At 58.8% G+C, this 6,408-nt stretch carries 6 protein-coding genes; 2 read left to right on the top strand and 4 right to left on the bottom strand.

Annotation, left to right across the window (positions count from 1 at the left end):
- Window positions 1–16: 16 nt before the first annotated feature.
- The 4 genes from NW829_RS11395 to trpE all read right to left on the bottom strand — a co-directional run bounded on the left by NW829_RS11395 (window position 17) and on the right by trpE (window position 4,728).
- The gene (locus NW829_RS11395) at window positions 17–478 is read right to left on the bottom strand and encodes a hypothetical protein (RefSeq protein ID WP_414343398.1); all 462 of its coding nucleotides are present in this window, start codon (window positions 476–478) and stop codon (window positions 17–19) included.
- Between the two features lie 184 nt (window positions 479–662).
- On the bottom strand, window positions 663–1,769 hold the full coding sequence (chlG, locus tag NW829_RS11390) for a chlorophyll synthase ChlG (RefSeq protein WP_414417122.1): 1,107 nt from the start codon (window positions 1,767–1,769) through the stop codon (window positions 663–665).
- Window positions 1,770–2,373: 604 nt separating this feature from the next.
- Window positions 2,374–3,204: a phytanoyl-CoA dioxygenase family protein gene (locus NW829_RS11385; protein WP_414417121.1), complete on the bottom strand. Its 831-nt coding sequence runs from the start codon at window positions 3,202–3,204 to the stop codon at window positions 2,374–2,376.
- Window positions 3,205–3,207: 3 nt separating this feature from the next.
- Window positions 3,208–4,728 carry an anthranilate synthase component I gene (trpE, locus tag NW829_RS11380; RefSeq protein ID WP_414332048.1) on the bottom strand — a complete coding sequence of 507 codons (1,521 nt, stop codon included), beginning with the start codon at window positions 4,726–4,728 and terminating at the stop codon, window positions 3,208–3,210.
- Between the two features lie 140 nt (window positions 4,729–4,868).
- On the opposite strand from trpE, the gene NW829_RS11375 reads away from it, so the two are divergent.
- Window positions 4,869–5,417 carry an NUDIX hydrolase gene (locus NW829_RS11375; protein WP_011432186.1) on the top strand — a complete coding sequence of 183 codons (549 nt, stop codon included), beginning with the start codon at window positions 4,869–4,871 and terminating at the stop codon, window positions 5,415–5,417.
- A 299-nt stretch (window positions 5,418–5,716) separates the two neighbouring features.
- Window positions 5,717–6,340: a hypothetical protein gene (locus NW829_RS11370; RefSeq protein ID WP_414417123.1), complete on the top strand. Its 624-nt coding sequence runs from the start codon at window positions 5,717–5,719 to the stop codon at window positions 6,338–6,340.
- Window positions 6,341–6,408: the final 68 nt, after the last annotated feature.

Below are 6,408 nucleotides of genomic sequence, written 5' to 3'. Positions count from 1 at the left end.
GAAGGGATCCCTGCCCTCAATCCAGGATGATGCGCAGGCCGCTACCCGAGGGAGTCGCCGGTTCAGGGTTGGGCACAATCCGCAGCCCACTGCCGGAGGGCCGGGTCACCGTGTTGTCGATGTTCACAAGGAAGGTGTTGGATTGGCCGTCCCGCTCATACACCACCACGTCGTTGCGGTTGAACTGGGAGCGACAGATGATGGGGGAGTTGTCGGCAGCAGTAGCCGCACTGCAGCGGTAGCCAGGGGCAGAGACGATCTTGCCTTCTTCATCGATGGAAAAAGGAACTGCAGAGGGCAAGATTGGAGAAAAGACCGGCTGGTCGGGATTGAGGATCACCGAGCCACCTGTGCTGGGTTCTACCACGATCCCCCGCCCGTCGATGACGATCCGCTGCGCTTGGGCGGGAGAGACGGCCAGCGGCCCCAAGAGCAAAGCCAGGCTTAGGCCGAGTTGGAGGGGAAACAACAGCTTCATTGGATATCTCCTTTGGCCCAGGGCCATAACAGCTTCCAGGGATCCGCCAACGATCCTCGAAGGGGATGGATCCCTGGCTCAACTTAACTTGATCTTGACTTGATCTTGGCCCAGATGTCGGGCCGAACCCAGGGCGGAAGCCGTCACCTCTGTTGCCAAGATGGGCACTTTGCCGTCGGCTCGACTACCACAGCCCCGAGCGGCCCAACGCCAGCCCGACCACCAACATGCCCAACACCAAAAAGGGCTGCGCGCTGGCTTGGTATTTCACATCGTTGTTCAAAGGATCCCGCAGCAGGTACATATCTTGGAAGGTTATTTGCGGGATGATCAGCAGCACCAAAAGGGCCGCGTAAAGTTTTAGGCCCGCCCCCAGCAAAAACGAGGCCATGCCGAACTGGAACAGGTCGATCATCAGCACCGAGATCCAAGCGGCCCCCATCGCCCCGAACATCACCGGCAAAGAGGCCAAGCCAAACTGCCTATCCCCCTCGATGCTTTTGAAATCGTTGACCACAGCAATCCCCAGCCCGGCCAAGCTGTAGATCAGCGTCAGGATGCAGACCGTCCAGTTCAGCTCGCCAAACAAGGCGTGACCTGTCCACCAGGGCAGGGCGATGTAGCTGGCGCCCAGGGCGTAGTTGCCCAGCCAGCCGTTGCGCTTGAGCTTCAGGGGGGGCGCCGAGTAGATGTAGGCAATCAGGGCTCCTGCCAGCGCAATGCAGGTGATCACCGGGAAGTCATGGCCGGTGTACCAGTCCAGGGCATAGGCCAAGCCCAACCCCAAGATCAGCAGCACCCAGATTTGGATAACCACCCGCCGCAGAGAGATGGCCCCCGAAGGGATCGGGCGGTAGGGCTCGTTGATGGCGTCGATCTCGCGGTCGTAGTATTCGTTCACCGTTTGGGTATAGCCCGTCATCAGGGGGCCCGCCAGAATCATGCCCACCAAAATGAGAGCCACATTCTCCCAAGTCCAGGTGAAGTGACCGGAAGATGCCGCCCCCGGAATCAGACCCCACACCAAAGGGATCCAGGTGACAGGCTTCATCAGTTGCAAGTGCAACTGCCAAATGGAGCGAGACTCCACCTCTGCTCCTTTCATGCCCAGCAGTTGACGGACACGCTGCGCATTCGACCCGCCGGTGCCAGGGGATCCCTTGCCGGGATCCGAGTCTGGGGTGGTTTCTTCCGCAGTAGCTCCTACCTCCTCTAAACTGGGCTCTGCAGCAAAGGCCATCTCAGCCGCCATTTCCGGCGAGGAGGGATCTTGAGGGATCTTTTCGCTCATGGTGGGATGCGCAATCAAACTGCAATAACGGGGATAACCACCCCCATTCTGAGACATCGTGACATACTCCCGCACTCATGCTGATGCATAGAGTACGAGCTTCTCAGTGACTCCCGTTAAGGACATTTCCTGAGCTTTAAGAACGGGATGCCCCACCGCTCTGTGTTTACCATAGCAAGGGTTTCCGCCTTTCATCCTGACCCTCATGCTGATACATAGAGGGCGTCGCTTCTCGGCGGTCTAGCTGACCGGATTCCTCAAACAAGAGGAGAGGTTGACGTTCTCCCCACGGCTAAAGCCAGAGGATCCGTTCTCAGCCAGCAAAACAACTCCCACTGACTGAGCTACACCGAGCATGTGGCTTATACCGCAGCACCGTGGGGGACGCCAAAGCGCTTCGCGCCGCCAAGGCGAACGCACCAGCTACTGGGATGTGGAAACACCCCAGATACTTCTACTTCACCTTCAGCACTGCACCTTTCTATCAAACTATAAATGGGTGGAGCGATACTCACATCCTATCAGGAGACGGTAGCTTATCCCTAGGCATAAATGCCGGGGCCTGAGCCGCCGAGTTTTCGGTCAGCTCGCAGTTCCGGGCCGTCTACACAATCTGTGCCGTCACGAATAGGCGCTGATGCTCGGCTGGGATCCGCTCTTTCTCTTGGGCCGGGATCACCAGGGGAGGTTGCTGAGTGTAATTGATGGGATCCCGAAACCAAGCGCGGCTGTAGGTGTTGTAGAGAAGAGGACGGGGAGCGGGCGAGCGATTGGCCCGACCCAGATGAATCAGGCGGTAGTCGAACAGGAGGCAGGATCCCTTGGCCAAGGGTGGATCGATAAAGGGCATCTGCTGGGCCAGCTCGGTATAGTGGGCATCGAAGACTACATGGCTGCCGGGCCAGAGACGGGTCATGCCGTTCTCTTCGTTGACCTCCACCAGAGGAATAAGCAAATTCAGGGCATAGCAAGGAATGATCGCATCCAAGGTCTCGTCGCCAAACAGATGAGACAGATCCCGGTGAACTTGTTGATCGGCGGATCCCGGCAGAGAGACCACCGCCCCCAGCCCGCTCAAGATCAACTCCGGCCCCAAAATCCGCTTCAGGATGGGCAAGATCAGAGGATGGGCATAGATGAGGGGATCGTTGAAGGGGCCCTCCAGGCGAACCGTTACCATCACCCGTCTATTGCCCACTAACAGGGCATCAGCGTGGTGCTCGTGGGTGCAGTAGCGGCTGTAGGTGGCCAGAAAGCTGCTGTGCAACTTGTCGATGAGCTCGGGGGGAAAGATCTCCGGCAACACCAGATAGCCCTCTGTGGAAAACAGTTCAAAAGCCTGCTCTACGGTCTCTGGATCCGGCTGCTGGAGCTCCTGTAAGGACTCCGTCCCGCTGACGCGAACCGCAGGGCTGAAGCGCAACTGGGCCAACATCGGCTAGGTCTCCTGCAAACTGGCCACAGCCATTAACATGCCCCGCGCTTTGTTCAGACATTCTTGATATTCCCGCTCCGGATCCGAGTCGGCTACAATACCTGCCCCGGCCTGCAAGCTCACCTGGCCCTGATGAACCAGCAGGGTGCGGATGGTGATGGCGGTGTTCAGTTGGCCAGAAAAGTCGTAGTAGCCATAGGCGCCGGCATAGGGCCCGCGGCGGCATCCTTCCAGCTCATGAATAATCTGCATGGCGCGGATTTTGGGGGCGCCGGTAACAGTGCCGGCAGGGAAGGTGGCCCGCAGCAGATCCCAGGCGCTGTACTGGGGATCCAGCCGCCCCACCACGTTGCTGACGATGTGCATCACATGGCTGTAGCGCTCGATCTGCATCAGGTCGTCCACCTGCACAGATCCCAGTTGGCAGACCCGTCCCAGGTCGTTGCGGGCCAGATCCACCAACATCACATGTTCGGCCCGTTCTTTCGGATCTGCCAACAGCTCTTGCTCCAGCTGCCGGTCTTCCTGAGGGGTGGTGCCGCGGGGGCGGGTGCCGGCAATGGGGCGCACGGTGGCGATGCGGTCTTCCCCCACGCGGCTGAGTTTGACCATCACCTCTGGGCTGGAGCCGATGAGGCAGAGATTCCCAAACTGCAAAAACGCCATATAAGGGGAAGGGTTAATCAGCCGCAACGAGCGGTAGAGGCAAAAGGGATCCCCCGCAAAGGAGATGGTAAACCGCTGCGAGAGCACTACCTGGAAGATATCTCCGGCGCGGATGTAGTCCTTAGCCCGTTCCACGGCTTGGCAGTAGGCTGGGCGGCTCAGGGTGCTGGGGGGGATTTGTTCGCGCCAGCGGGACGGAGTCCTTTCCGACAGGTGGGGCTTCCAGTTGAGGTGCAGATGGGCCAGGGAAAGAGGAGCGCTGAGCTGCTGCATCAGCTTTTCCACCCGCCGGCAGGCTTGGGCATAGGCTTCCTCGGCAGCGTGGTGACGGGTATCGGCGAAGGCCACCACCCAGATCTTGCGCTTCACCTGGTCAAAGAGCAGGATGCTGTCCACCTGCATCAAAACGGCATCAGGGGGATCCCCCGGCTGCAGGGGGTGGATGGGCACCTTGGGCTCAATCCAGCGAATCAGCTCGTAGCCCCAGTAGCCAAACAGGCCGCCGATGCTGCTGGGCAATTCCGGCAAATGCACCGGCTCATAGGGCTGCAAGCAGCGGGCCAAAATTGCGAAGGGATCCCCTTGGTGGTGCTCCTGTCGGCCATCGCGGTATCGCTGTAGCGCCTGATCCCCGCGTATTTCCAAAACCCACAGGGGATCGCAGCCCAAGAAGCTGTAGCGGGCCACCTGTTCCCCCCCCTCCACCGACTCCAGGAGAAAGTTGTAGGGCTGGCCGGCACAAACCCGATACCAGGCAGAAACCGGCGTTTCCAAATCCGCCACCCATTCCTGGTACACCGGGATAAAGTTGCCCTGCTTGGTGAGGGCAAGAAACTCCTTCAAGGGAGGGTAAATCATGGCCTGCAACTTTTGTGCTTTTCCTGACTCTACCCCAGACACGGGATCCCAAGGGCGTGTGGATCCCTCTGGATTGCCCGGTTGCAACAGCGCCGAAAACCATTAAGCTGAGAGCGGCTCTACTCTCGGGATCCCTTGCCATGCAAAACCCATCTCAGGTGATTCGTGAGCGCCTCCGCTATCAAGGCCACAAATACACCTTCGTCAGCCAGCGTTTGCGTTTTCCCAACGGCAAAGAGGGAGAGCGGGAGTACCTCATCCATCCTGGCGGGGTGGTGGCCGTGCCCGTCACTGCAGCAGGCAAGTTCGTCTGCATTCGTCAATATCGCTTTGCGGTTGCTTCCTATCTTTACGAATTCCCGGCAGGCACGGTCGAGCCAGGGGAGCATCCCGATGACACCATTCGCCGCGAGCTGGAAGAAGAAACGGGCCTGCGTGCCCATCGCTGGGATCCCCTTGGCCAATTTTATTTGTGCCCCGGCTATTCCAGCGAGATTATGTATGCCTATTTGGCGCGGGAGCTGGAAGTGCTGGATTCCCCTCCCGATAAGGATGAGGATGAAGATATTACCGTAGTGGAGTTTTCTGCTTCTGAGCTTACAGAAATGGCCCGTTTGGGAATGGATTTGGACAGCAAGTCCATTGCCTGCTTTTGGCGGGCCCAATTGTTTTTGGCTGCCGAAAAATAGAGCCCTCCGTCGGGGGGGCTGCCCCTTGCTCCTGGGGGATCCCTTTCAAATTGGCGGGGCGTCGTTCCAAGCCGACTTTGTTGGCTACAGAGGAAGCTCCAGGCTTTTCACCCTAACTTGGTAGCCCATTGCCAGGCGAGATCAAGGTGAGATCGAGGTTGCGTTCGACATAAAAGGGATCCCTGTATCCCGGCTGTTTGGTTGACTGGGAGAACCTTGGAGTCCTTTAGAATTTTAGGGGCGAGGAGTGAGGAAATATGCGGAAGCTGTTGTGTTCCTGTGGTCGAATAGCCTGGGGAGTGGCCTTGGCTACCACTCTACCGGTTGCTGCTGTTCCTGCCTATCCCCAGCCTGTGCTTCCGCTGCTGCCGGTTCCTTCTGAGGGCGGCGCTGCTCGAGGTGGGGTTGTGGCTTTATTCAATCAATCCATTTGGTGGGATTTTATTCGCGGCAATCGCGGTGAAAACCTGCGCCTGTTCCCGGCCAGCCTAACCTCTCCATCTCGCCAGGATGTGGTGGCTGTGTTTCAGATTCAGCGGCAGCCCACCGTAGAGCCGGTGGTGCGCGTTCTCAGCTTCGAGCACCAGGGGGGGTATAGCTTTCGTCTGCTCCACACGGCTGAGCCGATCCCAGGGCGGTTGGTGGAGGCTCACCTGCGCACGGACATCACCTCCAGCCCACAGCCCAAGTTGGTGCTCCTTACCGAGCGAGGGGGCATCAGCCTGCTGCGCTCTGTCTTGGTCTTGGAACACCGGCCTGAGGGACTTGTGCCGCTGCTGAGCGTGACGGATCTGAGCAATGCCAGCCTGCGGGTCAGCCCGCAAGGGATCCTGGTCATCTCAAGCCCGCCCGGTGCCAGCCGTGACTTGAGGGCTACCCTCTACCAATGGGAGGGGGATGGCTTTGTCCGTCGAGATCTATAAGTCCATCATCTGTTGTGACTGTTGTGAATCTGCCTGTCAATATCCATCTTTGTCAGCGAGGTCTCGCG

It is taken from the genome of Synechococcus sp. R55.8, assembly GCF_047461895.1.
Classification (GTDB): domain Bacteria; phylum Cyanobacteriota; class Cyanobacteriia; order Thermostichales; family Thermostichaceae; genus Thermostichus.
This window is presented reverse-complemented; position numbering and strand designations above follow the sequence as displayed.

Coding starts and splice junctions, on each gene's coding strand:
- NW829_RS11395 (WP_414343398.1), bottom strand. CDS start 478: ATGAAGCTGTTGTTTCCCCTCCAACTCGGCCTAAGCCTGGCTTTGCTC.
- chlG (WP_414417122.1), bottom strand. CDS start 1,769: ATGAGCGAAAAGATCCCTCAAGATCCCTCCTCGCCGGAAATGGCGGCT.
- NW829_RS11385 (WP_414417121.1), bottom strand. CDS start 3,204: ATGTTGGCCCAGTTGCGCTTCAGCCCTGCGGTTCGCGTCAGCGGGACG.
- trpE (WP_414332048.1), bottom strand. CDS start 4,728: ATGATTTACCCTCCCTTGAAGGAGTTTCTTGCCCTCACCAAGCAGGGC.
- NW829_RS11375 (WP_011432186.1), top strand. CDS start 4,869: ATGCAAAACCCATCTCAGGTGATTCGTGAGCGCCTCCGCTATCAAGGC.